Source organism: Kribbella sp. NPDC049174 (assembly GCF_043197365.1).
Classification (GTDB): domain Bacteria; phylum Actinomycetota; class Actinomycetes; order Propionibacteriales; family Kribbellaceae; genus Kribbella.
On record NZ_JBICSZ010000006.1, the window covers coordinates 254,415 to 268,401 of the forward strand.

The 13,987-nt window shown below is 69.1% G+C and carries 14 protein-coding genes; 13 read left to right on the forward strand and 1 reads right to left on the reverse strand.

Translation table 11 applies throughout. The features are described from left to right. Positions 1-298: 298 nt before the first annotated feature. A complete protein-coding gene (locus ACGFIF_RS28705; protein WP_393158706.1) occupies positions 299-610 on the forward strand; it encodes an antibiotic biosynthesis monooxygenase family protein in 312 nt (103 codons plus the stop codon). Positions 611-614: 4 nt separating this feature from the next. Here the strand turns inward: ACGFIF_RS28705 and ACGFIF_RS28710 are convergent, their stop codons facing one another. Then, complete coding sequence (locus ACGFIF_RS28710) at positions 615-2,171, reverse strand: mucoidy inhibitor MuiA family protein (RefSeq protein ID WP_393158707.1); 1,557 nt, start codon at positions 2,169-2,171, stop codon at positions 615-617. 231 nt (positions 2,172-2,402) lie between these two features. Between ACGFIF_RS28710 and ACGFIF_RS28715 the strand changes: the two genes are divergently transcribed. From ACGFIF_RS28715 to ACGFIF_RS28770, 12 genes are all read left to right on the forward strand, one after another. Continuing rightward, the gene (locus ACGFIF_RS28715) at positions 2,403-4,562 is read left to right on the forward strand and encodes an AAA family ATPase (protein ID WP_393158708.1); all 2,160 of its coding nucleotides are present in this window, start codon (positions 2,403-2,405) and stop codon (positions 4,560-4,562) included. Positions 4,563-4,568: 6 nt separating this feature from the next. Then, entirely contained in the window at positions 4,569-5,393 is an 825-nt protein-coding gene (locus ACGFIF_RS28720; protein ID WP_393158710.1) for a Pvc16 family protein, read from the forward strand. A 53-nt stretch (positions 5,394-5,446) separates the two neighbouring features. Further along, positions 5,447-6,589 (forward strand): phage tail sheath subtilisin-like domain-containing protein, encoded by a 1,143-nt coding sequence (locus ACGFIF_RS28725; RefSeq protein ID WP_393158711.1) that lies wholly within the window; start codon positions 5,447-5,449, stop codon positions 6,587-6,589. Between the two features lie 69 nt (positions 6,590-6,658). Beyond that, complete coding sequence (locus ACGFIF_RS28730) at positions 6,659-7,099, forward strand: phage tail protein (RefSeq protein ID WP_393158713.1); 441 nt, start codon at positions 6,659-6,661, stop codon at positions 7,097-7,099. Continuing rightward, positions 7,096-7,467, forward strand: a complete 372-nt coding sequence (locus tag ACGFIF_RS28735) for a hypothetical protein (RefSeq protein WP_393158714.1) — start codon at positions 7,096-7,098, stop codon at positions 7,465-7,467. Before ACGFIF_RS28730 ends, ACGFIF_RS28735 begins: the two co-directional genes overlap by 4 nt. An 11-nt stretch (positions 7,468-7,478) precedes the next feature. Continuing rightward, positions 7,479-7,613 carry a DUF6760 family protein gene (locus ACGFIF_RS28740; protein WP_393158716.1) on the forward strand — a complete coding sequence of 45 codons (135 nt, stop codon included), beginning with the start codon at positions 7,479-7,481 and terminating at the stop codon, positions 7,611-7,613. Positions 7,614-7,637: 24 nt separating this feature from the next. After that, positions 7,638-8,627: a DUF4157 domain-containing protein gene (locus ACGFIF_RS28745; protein WP_393158717.1), complete on the forward strand. Its 990-nt coding sequence runs from the start codon at positions 7,638-7,640 to the stop codon at positions 8,625-8,627. Between the two features lies 1 nt (position 8,628). Next, positions 8,629-9,420: a LysM peptidoglycan-binding domain-containing protein gene (locus ACGFIF_RS28750; protein ID WP_393158718.1), complete on the forward strand. Its 792-nt coding sequence runs from the start codon at positions 8,629-8,631 to the stop codon at positions 9,418-9,420. Next, positions 9,417-11,000 carry a phage baseplate assembly protein V gene (locus ACGFIF_RS28755; RefSeq protein WP_393158720.1) on the forward strand — a complete coding sequence of 528 codons (1,584 nt, stop codon included), beginning with the start codon at positions 9,417-9,419 and terminating at the stop codon, positions 10,998-11,000. Before ACGFIF_RS28750 ends, ACGFIF_RS28755 begins: the two co-directional genes overlap by 4 nt. 13 nt (positions 11,001-11,013) lie before the next feature. Then, complete coding sequence (locus ACGFIF_RS28760) at positions 11,014-11,376, forward strand: hypothetical protein (protein ID WP_393158721.1); 363 nt, start codon at positions 11,014-11,016, stop codon at positions 11,374-11,376. Further along, the gene (locus tag ACGFIF_RS28765) at positions 11,376-11,762 is read left to right on the forward strand and encodes a GPW/gp25 family protein (protein WP_393158722.1); all 387 of its coding nucleotides are present in this window, start codon (positions 11,376-11,378) and stop codon (positions 11,760-11,762) included. The genes ACGFIF_RS28760 and ACGFIF_RS28765 overlap by 1 nt, the downstream gene beginning before the upstream one ends. After that, positions 11,762-13,978, forward strand: coding sequence for a putative baseplate assembly protein (locus ACGFIF_RS28770; RefSeq protein WP_393158723.1), 2,217 nt, complete (start codon positions 11,762-11,764; stop codon positions 13,976-13,978). The genes ACGFIF_RS28765 and ACGFIF_RS28770 overlap by 1 nt, the downstream gene beginning before the upstream one ends. Positions 13,979-13,987: the final 9 nt, after the last annotated feature.

Below are 13,987 nucleotides of genomic sequence, written 5' to 3' on the forward strand. Positions count from 1 at the left end.
TCGGCGCCAAGGGCCACCCGCTCCCGCAGGGCACGCGCTACGACGCCACCAAGAACGTCACCCAGTTCGGTATTCGGCTCGGCGCCAACACCGCACCTGTCGTCAAGCCGCCGAGCGCGGCACGAGCACAGGGCTGTTCGACCGGCTCGACGCGCGGCTGCCGTCCCTGCAGCGGCAGATTGCCGGCGAGCACGCGGCCGAGTTCGCCGAGCTCAACCCGAAGCTCACCGTCATGGCCGCCCGAGCCGACACCGCGCTGGCCAAAGACACCGGCACCAAGCCTCGCTAGGTTGGCTGCATGATCGCGCGCATGTGGCGGGGATGGGTGCCCACCGAGAAGGCCGCCGAGTACGTCGACATCGTCGAACGCACCGGGATGTCCGGCTATCGCCGTACGCCGGGAAACGAGGGCGCTCAATTGCTCACGCGGGATCTCGGCGACGGACGAACCGAGATCATCACGCTGAGCTGGTGGTCCGACCTCGATCACATCCGCGCCTTCGCCGGTGACGACATCGACCGCGCCAAGTACTACCCGGAGGACGACGACTACCTGCTCGAGCGAGAGGAGACGGTCGCCCACTTCGAGGTGGCGCCGCCCGCACCCTGAGCGGTTACTCGCGCCAGCCGCTCAGTTCGACGGACTTGCCGGTGTCGACGCGGAAGGCGAGCTTGACGGCGATCTCCTGGCCGGCGGCCAGGTCGAGCTTCCAGGTGACGACGCCGAGGTCGGTGGTCTCGGCCGGCTCCGGTTCGGCCGTGATCGGTTTGACGGTGATCTCGTGGTCGCGCGGGACCGGCAGCTGGTCGAGGACCGTGACCCGGGCCGTCCGCGGGGTGTGGTTCTCGATCTTGGTCTCGTACTCCACCTCGCGCCGGCGCGTCGATCCGAGCGTCGCCTTGGTCGCGGTCCGGCGGACCAGCTTCCGCTCGACCCGGATCCGGTCGTCCAGGCCGAGGGCGAGTTCGACGTCCTCGCCAGGGGCCCACAGCGGCAACGCGGCCGAGCCGACGAAGTCCGCCTCGTGGAAGACCGCGGCTTTCCCGGCCGGCAACGTGTGGGTGGACGAGTTCACGACCGTGGCCCGCAGGTGGACGTCCGTCGACCGGACCGGCGCGGTGACGTAGTCCAGCTCGGCGTCGAGGTCGATCGCTGCGATCGTCGCGCGGTGCGTGGCGCCGTCCGCGGGTACGGCGACCGGCCGGGGCGGGGTGTAGGTCGCTGCGGTGACGCCCTGCTCGACCGTCGCGGCGAGGTCGGCGAAGGCGGCCGCCGGGGCCGCCTGCTGCTCGATGAAGTCGGCCGTCCTGGATTGGAGACCTCGCGGGACCGCGGCGGGCGCGACCGGCATCGGTGGGTGGAAGCGGTCGAGGTACCAGGGGTCGAGCTCAGGCACCTTCGCGGTCACCGTGGGCCGGGCCGTCGACAGCGTGAGCTCGCACTCGGGCCAGTCCTCACCGGTGTGTTGGGTGATCAGGCCGTACCAGTTCAGCGTGAGCTGGTCGGCCTTGAGGCGCACGTCGTACGAGCTGACCCAGCCGGCGTTGGGCACGACGTACGAGAGCTCGATCTCCACCTCGGCCTCGGATTCCAGCGCCAGCGCGACCGCGGCGGTACGGCGGTCGGGCCTGCGTTGCTGCGCGACCTTGGCCAGCCGGCGGTCGGCGGCGGCGAGGCGTTCCTCGGCTTCGCGCCGCTGCGCGGCCAGCTCTCTCCGCTGCGCCCGTACGGCGGACAACCGGGCGGCGAGCGACTCGGTGAACCCGCCCAGCTCGGCGCCTGCCTCGCCGGAGGCCAACGTCCGGGCGAAGCTGCCGCCGGCTCGCCGCGCCAGCTGTGCCAGGAACCCGTCGAGCTGGGCCTGCACATCATCAGCGTCGGTCAGCTCCGCAACCTCGTCCTGTGCCTCGCGCCGTTGCCGCTCCAACTCGGCGACGGTCTCGTCCGGCGCCTGCGGGTGATGCTGGATCGCCAGATCCACGCCGAGCACAGTGGCCGGTCCGCGTCCGGCGACCCGGATCGAGTCCTCCTGCAGCGCGAGCGGCAGCGGCTCGACGTACACCGTCTGGTCACCGGCCGGCACAGTGATCCGCCCGCGCCGAGTCACCCGGGCCCGATCCGGATAAACAGTGACAGCAGCAATCGGAGCATCCACCACGAGTTGCGTCATGCCCAGACAGTAGCCGCCGGACGGAGCTCCGGAAGGCGATGACGTGCGCGGTTCATTCATTCGCTTGAAGGATTGTTGCTCTTGGCAATGAACGGTGACCGGTCCCGCGTGGCCTGCCCGGGATCATGTCTTGACACGACCCATGACCCTCCGTAGCGTCGTTGGTTGGGGATTTCGTCAGGCCACCTCACCTCATTGGGGTGTGGACACGTCGTGCCTGAGGGGGGATGCATGTCCGACGCTGCGTTCTCCTTGCTGGCCGTCGCCGAAGCGTCGCCTGGTACAGCCGATTCCGTCGCGGATTGGCGGCGACCCTTTCAGCGCCTCGACACCCTGCTGGCGGAGGCCGTGGCCGAGGCCCGGGTGAGGTTCGGTGCCGAGGCGGGGCACGACTCGTTCCGGGGGCTTTACATCAGCGATGAGCAGGCGGTTGCGGCCCTGAGCCGTCCGCCGGGTGAGCCGTTGCGCGTCGGCCAGGAGGCAGGACCGGACCGCCTACTCGAGCCGGCCTGGGCCGACGTGGCCGCCGTTCACGGCGGGTGGGCCTGGCTGCGACGCACCTACAGCCTGACCGACACCGAGCTCGACGTCGTGCTGATCGCGCTGGCCCCAGAAGTCGACGTGCGTTACGAACGGCTCTACGGCTACCTTCAGGACGACGTCAGCCGGCGCCGCGCGACCGTTGATCTGATCCTCGACCTGATCAGCATCTCGCCGGACGAGAAGCTGGCCCAGCGGTCCTTGTTCGCCGCCGACGCACCGCTGCTGCGAAGCAGGATCCTCCGACTGGTCGGCGACGAGCGGGTACAGCCAGCGATCCTGGCGAATGCCGTCGTCCTCGACGAGCAGATCACGGATGTCCTGCTGGCCGTGGGCGGCCTCGACAGGCAGTTGGCCGAGTACTGCCGGCTTGCCACCCCGCCTCCGGGGGCTTGGGACGAGACAGCGCTCCCGCCGACCGGCCGGCGAACGGTTCTTGACGCGGCCCGCGCCGCGCAAGGCCGCCACGCGCTGCGAATCCAGCTGCACGGGCCGGTCGGCTCCGGCTGCCGGGCTGCGGCGGTGGCCTTGGCGGGGGAGCTGCAGATCCCCATCCTCACTCTGCGAGTGGCATATCTGCCGGCCGGAGACGAGGAGGCGGCAACCGTCGTCGCTCGTTCGTTCCGCGAGGCAGCGCTTCACCACGCGATGCTGTTCGTCGACGACGTGGATGCCCTGCCACTCGGGTCGCGCGCGCGATCGGCCCTCGTTGACGGCTTCGCCGAGCACAACGGCATCACGGTGCTGGCCGGCTCTCAGCCATGGACGGCGGACGGTGGCCCGCCGCTCGGTGTCCTCGACGTTGCCCTAGGCCGAGCGGATCTGCCCACCCGGCGCACCGTGTGGGCGCGGGAACTCGACCAGGCCGGGGTGACCTCGTCGACCGACCTGGTGGAGACACTGGCCGGGCGGTTCTCGTTCGGTCCGGCGCGGATCGCCGAGGCGGTCGCGAGCGCCGTCACTGCCGCAGGCGCCGGCGGGCGGCCGAGCGCGAGCGAGGTTTTCGCTGCCGCGCGCCGGCAGACCAGTCAGCGGCTGTCGACCCTGGCGCGCCGGATCGAGCCGGCCGGCTCGTGGGCCGACATCGTTCTGCCGCCGGAGACCACCGCGCAGTTGGAAGAACTGTGCGCCCGGGTCGGGTTGCGGTCGACGGTCCTGAACGAGTGGGGGTTCGATCAGAAGCTCTCGCGTGGAAGCGGAACCAGCGCGCTGTTCACCGGGCCGCCGGGTACTGGCAAGACCATGGCCGCCGAGGTCGTGGCCGGGGAACTCGGCCTGGACCTGTTCTCGATCGACCTCTCGGCGGTGGTGAGCAAGTACATCGGTGAGACCGAGAAGAACCTGGAGAAGATCTTCGCGGCGGCCGCCGATGCGGATGCGATCCTGATGTTCGACGAGGCGGACGCCTTGTTCGGCAAACGGTCCGAGGTGCACGACGCGCACGACCGGTACGCCAACATCGAGACGTCGTACCTGCTGCAGCGGATGGAGCAGTACGAGGGCATCGCGATCCTCGCCACGAACCTGCGCCAGAACCTGGACGAGGCGTTCACCCGCAGGCTGCAGTTCATCATCGAGTTTCCCTTCCCCGACGAAGGACTGCGCGAGGGGATCTGGCGGGTCAGTTTCCCGGCCGGCGCACCGCTGGCCGGGAGTCTGGACTTCGCGGGGCTGGCCCGCGACTTCCGGCTGTCCGGCGCGAACATCCGGAACGCGGCCCTGCATGCGGCGTTCCTGGCGGCAGCGCGGGGTGAGCCGATCGGGATGGCGCACCTGAACCGGGCGATCCGCCGCGAGTTTCAGAAGATGGGCCGGGTGCCTCCCGATCCCGCTGCGGAGCGGGTGTGGTGAGCCGCCGTGTTCCACGACCTCGACGAAACCCTGAAGGCGATGCTGGACGACGCCGCGGCGCCGACCGAACTGCGCGCGGCCGACGTGAGTTTCGATACTCCGGACAAGGACTACAAGCCGACTGAGGCGACCGTGAACCTCTTCCTGCACGAGGTGACGGAGAACCGGAGCCTCCGCGACGAGGCGCGGGTGCTGGCCAGAGCAGGAGATGTGTACACGTCGCGGCTGCCTTCGTTGCGAGTCGACTGCACCTATCTGGCGACGGCCTGGTCCTCACAGGCCGGCGGGCTCAGGGCCGCGGAGGAGCATCGGCTCCTGGGACTCGCCCTGCAATGGCTCAGCCGGTTCCCGGTGGTGGACGAACGCTTCCTGCGCGGCTCGCTCAAGACTCCGCCGCAGCCCTATCCGCTGCCCGCCGTCGTGGCGCAGACCCAGGAAGGCCGATCGATCGGCGAGTTCTGGAGTGCTCTCGGTGTGTCGCCCCGGCCGGCCTTCCCCTTGACGGTGACGGTCGCCCTCGAGCCGTACGACGAGGTCGAGGAACTTCCACTGGTCCAAGAGGTCCACCTGCGCAGCACCTTGGTCGACCACCCCGTACTTCGTGGGGTGCTGTTCGACAAGTCGCTCGCGCCCGTCCCGGCCGCGGCGGTGTCCGTCGTCGAGACCGGCGCCCAGGCGACATCCGGCCCGGACGGGGAGTTCGTCGTACCGGGACTCGAGTTCGGGACGTACACCCTGACGGTGCGGGCGAGCGGGCGGCCCGACGAACAAGTCGCCGTGACGTTCGCGGCCGACCATCAGACGCAGACAGTGGTCCTGTCCGGGCCCTGACACCCGGAGCACGTATGCCACCGGCGAGAAGAGGGAAAGGCGGAAGATCGGCGATGGTCGACTACGCGACAGCAGCGCCCGGGATTCACCTGGAGGAAATCACTCCCGCGGGGCCGATCGAGGGAGCGGGAACGAGTGTGGCCGCCCTGATCGGGACGACAGCCACGCTTCCCACCGGCGACGCCCTGGGCAAGCCGGTGCCGGTGACGAGTTGGAACGCGTACAAGGCGACGCTGGGCGAGTACAAGTCCGGGCAGAACCTCCCGTACGCCGTCCGCGGGTTCTTCGACAACGGTGGCACGTTCGCCTATGTGGTGCCGATCAAGGACATGGGTGGACTGGACGGGGCACTGGAGGAGCTCACCCGGTTGCCCGACGTCGGGCTGGTGTGCGTGCCGGGCCTGGTGGACCACGCCGCGCAGAAGGACAAGGTGATCAAACACTGCGAGGACATGGGGGATCGCTTCGCGATCCTCGACGGCATCCAGGACAAGGATCCACTCAAGCCGGGCGGCCCGCTACTCACCCAACGGGCTGGGTTGTTGTCCCCGAACGGATTCGGCGCGCTCTATTGGCCGTGGATCCTGATCCGCGATCCGGCCGCGGCGACCGCGGCGACGATCGCAGTCCCGCCGTCGGGACACCTCGCCGGGGTGATGGCCCGCTGCGACAGCACGGTCGGGGTCCACAAGGCACCCGCCAACGAGCAGGTGCGTGGCGCCGTCGGCCTGGACTTCGCGCTGAACGACACCGAGCAGGGTGCGCTGAACCAGCAGAACATCAACGCGCTGCGGATCTTCCCCGGCGGCCCCCCGCTGGTCTGGGGCGCGCGCACGCTGACCGCCGACGCGCCGTGGCGATTCGTCAACGTCCGGCGGCTGGTGTCGTACGTCGAGGACTCCCTCATCGCGGGCCTGCGCTGGGCCGTGTTCCAGCCGAACAACGTGGCGCTCTGGAAGGGGCTGGAGCGCTCGATCACCGAGTTCCTCACCCGGGTCTGGGAAGCCGGTGGACTCTTCGGACGGACCGCGAAGGAAGCCTTCTACGTGACCATCGACGAGTCCCTGAACCCGGCGCCGGTACGCGACCGGGGCGAGGTGTTCGTCGAGATAGGCCTGGCTGTGACGAGGCCGGCCGAGCACATCATCCTGCGGATCGGACTGTGGGACGGGGGCGCCGAGGTCAGCGAGGGCTGACCCGCAGTGGAACCGGGCAACCGATGCCCGGCGGAGGTGTAGTGGCAACTCGGGGTTGGGAGGCAAGGGATGCCCCAGACAGGGCAACGCGTCGATCCGTACCGCAGCTTCAACTTCCTGGTCGAATTGGACGGGATCGCGCAGGCCAGTTTCACGGAGTGCAGCGGGCTCGGTTCCACCACGGAGGTGATCGAGAACCGTGAAGGCGGTGACAACACCACGGTGCGCAAGCTGCCTGGCAAGACGACGTACACCGACATCACGCTGAAGTGGGGAGCGACGTCCTCGATCGAACTGTGGCAGTGGCGGCTGCAGATCGTGCAGGGCCAGGTCGTCCGCAAGAACGGCGCGATCGTCGTCTACGACCTCGCCAACCGCACCGAGGTGGTGCGATGGAACTTCGACCGGGCCTGGCCGACCAAGTGGGAGGGATCGGCGTTCAACGCCAAAGGCAGCGAGATTCTCATCGAAACCCTGGTTCTCGCGCACGAGGGGCTGGCCCGGGTATGACGAGCCAGGTGGTCACCGAGGTGTCCTTCGAGTTGCCGAAGGGATACGTGGACGCCGAGGGCACGTTGCACCGCTCCGGCACGATGCGGCTGGCGACGGCGGCGGACGAGATCTACCCGCTGCGCGACCCGCGGGTGCAGGGCTGGCCGGCGTACCTCATCGTGGTGCTGCTGGCCAGGGTGGTGACCAGGCTCGGCAGCCTGCCGGATGTCAACCCGGGGGTGGTCGAAGGATTGTTCTCCGAGGATCTCGCGCATCTCCAGGATCTGTACAACCGGATCAACGGCCTCACACCGCACGTGTTCGAAGTCGTCTGCCCACATTGCGGCGAGAGTCACGACGTGGAGGTGCCGCTGCTGGGGGGATAGCGGGCTACCCCTTGGATCGGGTCCACCAGGAGGCAGCCTTTCTCGGACGACACACGCACTGGACCCTCACCGAGGTGTTGACCCTGGACCATGCTCAGCGCCGGCGCTGGGTGCAGGAGATCTCCGCTCAGCTCGAGGTGAGCTGAGCGATGGCGTCAGGAGGGGGACGGATGGACGTTGCGACTTCGGCCGATGAGGTGCGGCGCCCCGGTACGCTCGGGCAACGGCTGGCCCTGCTCGCCGAGTACCTGCGTCTCCGGCACGTCGCCGACTTGTCGTGGGCACCTGGATTCGCGCGGGTCCTGCAGCGGATGGACACGCTCAATCAGTCCTGGGCCCAGCGTTTCGAGCGACACGACAGCTCGGACGCCTGGTCGGCCTCGGCTCAGCGGCCCATGAGCTTCTTGGCCGGACAGTTTGCCGCAACACCACCGTCCGACGAGAGCGCGACGACCGGATCGGCCGTCAATCCGGAGACTCCGCACGTGCAGCGGGAACAGGTCTTACCTGTGGACGTTCGGTCCCGGCTGCGAGCGGTGGCCGGCGCCGGTGCGGACAGCATGACTGTGCGACTCGACGCAGAGGCGGACGCCGAGGCCCGGTCGCAACGCGCCGACGCAGTCACGGTGGGCACGACCGTCAAGATGCGATCCGGGCGATTCCGGCCGGACACTGCAGAGGGTCTTGCCTTACTCGCGCACGAGGCGAGTCATGTCACCGCGCTGCTCTCGCGCGGTGGGACGGCGCATCGGAACACACCAGGCGGTGTGGAGGCGGAGGAGGCCGCGGCAGCGCGAGTGGAGCGCCTGGCCCGGCAGATCCCGGGAGAAGGCGCCGCCCTGCCAGTCGAGCACGGCAACGCCCGCCTCCCTGTCGAATACGGCAACGCCTGGCCGCCTGTCGAGTACGGCGGCGGTGTTCCCCCCGTCGGAGATACAGCAACGGCTCTCATCGATGGTCGGTACCCGTCGCCGCGAGGCGCCGCGCCGATGGGTGCGCCGGCGTCGACCACACCCCTGGCCGCTCAGCCGATGCGCGCGGACGTCGATCGGCCGGAGGCCACTGCGCCGGCTGTGCCGTTCGACTCCGATGGCCTGCGCCACAGCATCATCGAGGACCTCATGCGCCGGCTCCGTACCGACTCCGAGCGGGGAGGTTGAGATGGCTCCGCCTCCTCCGCGCGCCGCGCATGCGCTGCTCCGGACACCCAAGCGGCAGGCGGCGCTTCCGGTCAGCAACGAACTGGCCAAGGCCGTCCTGATCGACACCACGACCGGGACAGGCCATGTGGTGATGTACAACCCCGAGGAGCTGAAGTTCGAGCAGGGCAACCAGTTCGCCGAGGTCGGCATCCCCGGGCTCAACGCGTCCCCGCTGCAGTACGTGCGCGGGAAGAACCGTGTCCTGACGATGGAGTTGTTCTTCGACACCTACGAGTCGAAGGAGGATGTGCGCACGTACACCGCGCCGATCGTCCGGCTGCTCGACAAGCAGCCGCAGACGCTCGCCCCGCCGGTACTGCTGTTCTCCCTCGGCAGGGTGCAGTTTCGCTGCGTCCTGACCGACGCCGGCCAGCGGTTCACCATGTTCGCGCCGGACGGTACGCCGGTGCGCTCCACGATGTCGGTCCGCCTGCAGGAGTACGTCGACATCTCGCTCGAGGTTCGCCAGGGCCTGTTCTTCGGGTCGCCGACCGTCTCGGCGCTCGTGAACCCGGCACTCACCCCGATCGTCGAGGCCGCCGGTGGGTCCACCTCGTCGTCCGTCCACGTTGTCATCGCCGGGGAAACGCTCAGCGGCATCGCCGGCGCCTACCTCGGAGATCCCGGGCGCTGGCGGGAGATCGCGAAGGCGAACGGGATCGTCGATCCGCTCGCCTTGCAGCCGGGTGCGTCGCTGGTTGTCCCGGGCAACGGGCCGTCGGGTCCGGATGGGTCAGGGCGGAGGTCGTGAGCGCCCCGCCGTACGCCCCTCGGTTCGACGTACGTCTGTCGGGCGTGACACTGGCTGCCGATCTGGCCGACCAGGTGCTGAGCCTGACCGTCGAGACCGACCTCGACCTGGCCGGCTCGTTCAGTCTGAGCCTGCGCAACCACGACAACCAGCTGCTCGACTCGGCCTTGCTGGACGTCGGCAAGACGGTCGAGATCCACCTCGGCTACGGGCACGACCTGGTCCCCGCGTTCCTCGGTGAGGTCGCGGCGATCGAGCCGTCGTTCCCGGCTGACGGGCCGCCGACGATCACGGTGTCGGGGTACGACAAGTCCTACCGGCTTCGGCATACGCAACCGGAGCCACGCTCCTACAGCGATGTCAACGACAGCATGATCGCGGCCCAGATCGCCGCCGAGAACGGGCTCGTCCCGATCGTGGACCCGGTCCCGTTCCTCGCCGACCGGGTCCAGGTCGAAACCGACATGGCCTTCCTCAAGGCGTGCGCCGAGCAGTACTTCTTCGACGTCTACGTCGAGTGGGACCGGCTGCACTTCCACTTCCCCCGGCCGCAGTTGTCCGCCCACACGTTGGAGTGGGGGAAGAACCTGAGCAGCTTCAGTCCGCGCATCTCGGCCACCGGCCTGGCCGGGGTGCAGCAGGTCCGGGTCTACAACCAGGAGCTGGCGCAGGCGCTCACGGTGACCATGCTGGCGGTGGATCTCGATCCGGAGAATCTCGTCGAACGCCTCGGGAGCTCGGCGTCGCAGCTGCTGATGTCGTTCGTGCGCAAGGGAATCCGTCATCAGGCGATCGGCAATCCGGTGCAGGCCGCAGCGGTGGCCAAGGCGATCTTGTCGAACCTGCTGGAGGGCATCTACGAGGGCAGCGGATCCTGCATCGGGATCCCGGAGCTGTCGGCGGGGCGCTACGTCACGATCGCGGGAGTGGGGAAGAGGTTCAGCGGCACCTACCGGTTGCGCAAGGTGACGCACCGGATTGACGGCAACGGGTTCCGGACCGACTTCTCCATCACCCAGCGCGGGCATTCGAGTCTGCTCGGACTGTTGCGCAAGAAGCTGGTCGAGGCGCCGTCGCCGAATCAGGCCGAGCGGTTCTACGGCGTGGTCCTTGCCGTGGTCGAGGACAACAACGAGTCGCGGTCAGGATCGGTCACGCCGGCGATCGGGCGGGTCAAGGTGGGCTTCCCGGGGCTGGGCGACACGTTCAAGAGCGGCTGGGCACCCTGTGTACGGCCGATGGCGGGCGACGGCACCGGGTTCTACGCGCTCCCCGACAAGGGGGACCAGGTGCTGGTCGCCTTCGAGCACGGCGAGCTGTCGAAACCGTATGTGCTGGGCGCCCTGTGGACGGCGCTGCGCAAGCCACCGGCCAGCAACGCGGACGGCATGAACACCCAGAAGGTGTTCAAGTCCCGATCGGGGCACACGATCACCTTCGACGACACGGCGGGAACCGCGGTGCTCACCATCAGCTCCGCCGGTGACCTGGTGATCAAGGCCGCCGGAGAGATCTCGCTCGAGGCGGTGGGTGGAAATACCGGCATCACGATGGCCGCGAACGGGGTGGACGTGACATGACTCGGGAGGACCGGTGAAGATTCCAGCGGTGCTGACCACGGACAGCACGGTCACCTGCGCGCACGCGGGCAAGATCTCTGCCGACAGCACAAGCCGGCTCCGAGTCGCCGACAAGCCAGTCCTGCTGGCCAACCTGGCCGGCAAGACCGTCGACTGCAAATTGCCGGATGACCCGAACACCGGGACCAAGCATTGTACGAAAGTCAGCGCGGTGTCAGCCGGGGAGTCCTCCAAGCTCAAGGTCGGAAACGTATCGGTGTTGCTCGACGTCCTGGCCGGGTTGTCCGACGGCACTCCGCCGCCGACTGGTGGGGTCCCGCTTCTGCCCGCGGTCGCGGGTCAGACACGGCTGCGAGCGGCGGCGGTGGTGGCGTGATGACCGAAGAGGTGCTGGGCCGGGGGCTGGCCTTCCCGCTGCGGATCAGCGGGACAGGGCTCGCGGAGTCCGCAGGAGTGGCGCGGGTCGAGGAGTCGATCAGAATCATCCTGGGCACGCAGTACGGCGAGCGGGTGATGCGACCGGAGTTCGGTGCCAACCTGAAAAGCCTGGTCTTCGCACCCAACAACGCGACCACGGCCAGCCTCGCGGGGTACTACGTGACCGACGCGCTGGCGCGCTGGGAGCCTCGCATCGACGTTCTCGACGTCCTGGTGACCAACGATGTCGACGAGGCGCGGCTCGTGATCGAGATCCAGTACCGCCTGCGGGCCACCGCCCAGGAGCACCAGTTCGTTCTTCCCTTCCTGCTGGAGCGTGGCTGATGTCCCCCGAATCGCGCCGCGGCCGGATCGTCCCTCCGGATCTGGACGACCGGACCTGGCAGGACCTGGTCGACCAGATGCGGGCGCTGATCCCGAAGTACGCGCCGCAGTGGACCGACCACAACCCCACCGACCTCGGCGTCACCCTGATCGAGTTGTTCGCATGGCTCGGCGAGGGCATCATCTATCGGCTGAACCAGACCCCTGAGAAGAACTACCTCGCTTTCCTCAACCTGCTGGGCATCACCCGGGATCCACCGACTCCCGCTCGTACCTACCTGACCTACGGTTCTGCAGTCGCGGTCCCCGTCACGGTGCCCGCCGGGACCCAGGCACAGACCGTCGATCCGGCCGGCGGCCGGCCGGTGGTGTTCGAGACCGACGAGGATCTCGTCGTACTGCCCACCAACCTCAAGTCGGCGCTTCGGGTCGGGCCGTTGACGGCGAGCGCGACCCAGGGGTCGTATCGCAAGGTCTCGGCCGACCTGGTCGGCCCGCCGACCGCCAGCCACCTGGTCGAGGTCCCGGCCGAACAGACCGTCGCGTTCTACCTCGGATTCGACCAGGCCGTGACGGACGACCTCACGCTCGGGCTGCGCCTCTACCAAGCGGCCCGGACACCTGGGGCCGCCACGTTGCGGGTCACCTATTCCAGGGGCACCGCCGAACCGCTGACCTGGCCGCAGGTGCCGGTGGTCGGCGATGGGACGGAAGGACTGCAGCACGACGGCGCGGTGCGACTGTCGATCCCGGCCAACTGGCGCGCACAGCGGGCCGCGGGCCCGGCCGGCACCAACCCGTGGACGACCGTCTTGCCGGAGACGGCCGCGGACGAGGTCACCGAGCCACTGTTCTGGGTGGGCTTGCAGATCGATGCGCCGGCGGCCGCCCCGACGCCCGGCGGCGACCCGCCTCCGCCGCTGGCGATCGGTATCGACCGCCTGCTGTTCAACGCCGTGTCGGCGCGCAGCGCACTGTCTGTTCGCGCGGCCGAACTGCTGGGGGAGAGCACCGGCCAAGGGTTCCAGGTCCTTGCCCTGCGCAACCGTCCGCTGTACCGCCGGCCGGGTCTGACCGCGCCGTACGCCGACCTGGTGGTGCAGGTGGAGTCGGGGAGCCCGCCGACCTGGCGGGACTGGAACCTGGTCGAGGAGTTCCCGCCCGGGCCGGCCGAGGTGTACCGGATCGATCCTGTTGCCGGCGAGGTGCGCTTCGGCAACTTCGACGAGCAGACCGGCAAGGGGAGCGGCTCGATCCCGCCCAGGGGCAGCAGGATCCAGGCGGTCCGCTATCGCTACGTCGCCTCCGGTGCCGGCGGAAATGTCGGACCGAACCAGGTCACCGTTCTCGGGACCGCCCCCGCCGGGGAACTGGTGACCGGCGTCACCGCGGTGGCGAACCTCGGCCCGGCCCGCGACGGGGCCGACGAGGAACCGATCGAGGAGACGATGCGACGCGCCCCGGAGGAACTGCGGATCCGCTACCGGGCGGTCACCGTCGACGACTACGAGTTCCTCGCGCGGGAGGCCAGCAACGACCTGCGGATCCGTCGATGTCTGCCGCCGCGGGTGCACACCGCGGACGCCCCGGGGCAGCCGCCGCCGTGGAAAGCCGGGGATCCCTGGACGTTCGGTGGACTGATCCGGGCACCCGGCACGGTCAACCTGGTCATCGCTCCTGACCGGGATGTCGAGGTGCCCCGGCCGGAGCCCACCCAGGACCAGATCCGGCTGGTCCAGGCGTATCTCGACGCTCGACGGGACCTCACCGCCCGGCTGGAGGTGGTCGCCCCGCGGTACCTCCCGGTGATCGTGAACGTGGAGATCATGGTGTGGCAGGAAGCCTTGAACGCCGGCGCCGACCGGGCCGCGATCGAGGCGGAGACCCGGGCCAGGATCCAGGAGTTCTTCCACCCCACCCGCGGCGGGCCGGACGGGACGGGATGGGCGGTCGGCGCGCCGGTGTTCACCTCTGACGTCTTCCGGGCGCTGATGCCGACCGAGGATCTCGGCTACATCAGCGTGCTGCAGGTGAAACCTGACACGCCCGTCTATCACTTCCCGCCGATCGGTCCGGGCGGGACCTACAAGGGTGACGTCGAGCGGCCGTTCGCGCTCTCGCCCTTCGGGGCGTCGGTGCGGCTGGCCGACTACGAACTGGTCTGCGCGGCGGTCGACTCCGCGCAGCAGGTCAAGACCACTCCGGTCCAGGTCTGAGCAGCGGCG

What these genes read in the sequence shown, in the direction of transcription:
- ACGFIF_RS28705 (WP_393158706.1), top strand. Translation starts at nt 299, where the DNA reads ATGATCGCGCGCATGTGGCGGGGATGGGTGCCCACCGAGAAGGCCGCC.
- ACGFIF_RS28710 (WP_393158707.1), bottom strand. Translation starts at nt 2,171, where the DNA reads ATGACGCAACTCGTGGTGGATGCTCCGATTGCTGCTGTCACTGTTTAT.
- ACGFIF_RS28715 (WP_393158708.1), top strand. Translation starts at nt 2,403, where the DNA reads ATGTCCGACGCTGCGTTCTCCTTGCTGGCCGTCGCCGAAGCGTCGCCT.
- ACGFIF_RS28725 (WP_393158711.1), top strand. Translation starts at nt 5,447, where the DNA reads ATGGTCGACTACGCGACAGCAGCGCCCGGGATTCACCTGGAGGAAATC.
- ACGFIF_RS28730 (WP_393158713.1), top strand. Translation starts at nt 6,659, where the DNA reads ATGCCCCAGACAGGGCAACGCGTCGATCCGTACCGCAGCTTCAACTTC.
- ACGFIF_RS28735 (WP_393158714.1), top strand. Translation starts at nt 7,096, where the DNA reads ATGACGAGCCAGGTGGTCACCGAGGTGTCCTTCGAGTTGCCGAAGGGA.
- ACGFIF_RS28745 (WP_393158717.1), top strand. Translation starts at nt 7,638, where the DNA reads ATGGACGTTGCGACTTCGGCCGATGAGGTGCGGCGCCCCGGTACGCTC.
- ACGFIF_RS28750 (WP_393158718.1), top strand. Translation starts at nt 8,629, where the DNA reads ATGGCTCCGCCTCCTCCGCGCGCCGCGCATGCGCTGCTCCGGACACCC.
- ACGFIF_RS28765 (WP_393158722.1), top strand. Translation starts at nt 11,376, where the DNA reads ATGACCGAAGAGGTGCTGGGCCGGGGGCTGGCCTTCCCGCTGCGGATC.
- ACGFIF_RS28770 (WP_393158723.1), top strand. Translation starts at nt 11,762, where the DNA reads ATGTCCCCCGAATCGCGCCGCGGCCGGATCGTCCCTCCGGATCTGGAC.